The organism is Escherichia sp. KCJ4928 (assembly GCF_004352695.1).
Lineage (GTDB): Bacteria > Pseudomonadota > Gammaproteobacteria > Enterobacterales > Enterobacteriaceae > ECMA0423.
In genome coordinates, this window is sequence record NZ_SJWV01000471.1 from 1 (window position 1) to 871 (window position 871).

At 45.0% G+C, this 871-nt stretch carries 1 protein-coding gene; it reads right to left on the reverse strand.

What is annotated here, in order from left to right; genetic code table 11:
• A partial coding sequence (locus E0D98_RS24910; RefSeq protein WP_131891372.1) for an autotransporter outer membrane beta-barrel domain-containing protein occupies positions 1-871 on the reverse strand: 871 nt, incomplete at both ends.

The window sequence follows — 871 nt, forward strand, 5'->3', positions numbered from 1 at the left end:
CATGTTATTTTGTCATCGGTTTCCCGGGTTGTAATAACCGGCGTTACATCACTGAAACCAATGGTTTGTTTACTGGCTTTAAAGACATTTTTATTGGTGTCTTTTGGCGCGCTTACCAGTTCAATATTCAGTTGTTTTTCAGGCGTTGGTTTCTGAAGGAAATCAACCAGCAGAATATTGTCCTTACCTGACAGCTTTTTGTTTACTACCAGCTTATCCGAATTGTTCAGGTCCGTACGCATCGCATAGGCGCTGTTGCTGGTTGCCAGCTCATCGACCGTCAGCGTATGGAATTTCTTATTGTTTGCGCTGTCAGTGAAATAGACCATGCTGTTTGTACTTTTCAGTGTTTTCAGCGCAGAATCTCCGGTTAGTTGCCACCAGGTGTTGTTCATAGTGGCAGATGCTGACGGGGCATGAATTGCACCGCGGTATGCCGTATTAAAACCACTCAGTAATCCGACCGCGAGTCCCCGGGATGCCTTCTCAGACAATATGCCCTCTTTACCTGATTCAGTTCCGAAGCTGATTGTGGCCTGTTTATCAGAAATAATATCACCAACAACAGATGCCTGGTCTCTGGCTTTCAGTACTGATGAATCAGACATCAGGTTAAATCCGCCATCAGCCATATTGATGGTCGGTAAAAAAGCAGCATCATCTGAATTCACTGGTGTACCGGTAAGCAGAAGGGAAGCGTCACCAATATCAATGCTTCCACTTGTAAACAGCCCTCCCTGAGCGGTCAGCGCACCTCCTTTATGAATATTCAGGGAGCTGTTTATAAATGACGATGCATCTGAGAACAGGACTGAAGATGAAGAAACATTGATATGACTGTCTTCAGACGTAACCCCGCCACGAAAATTAT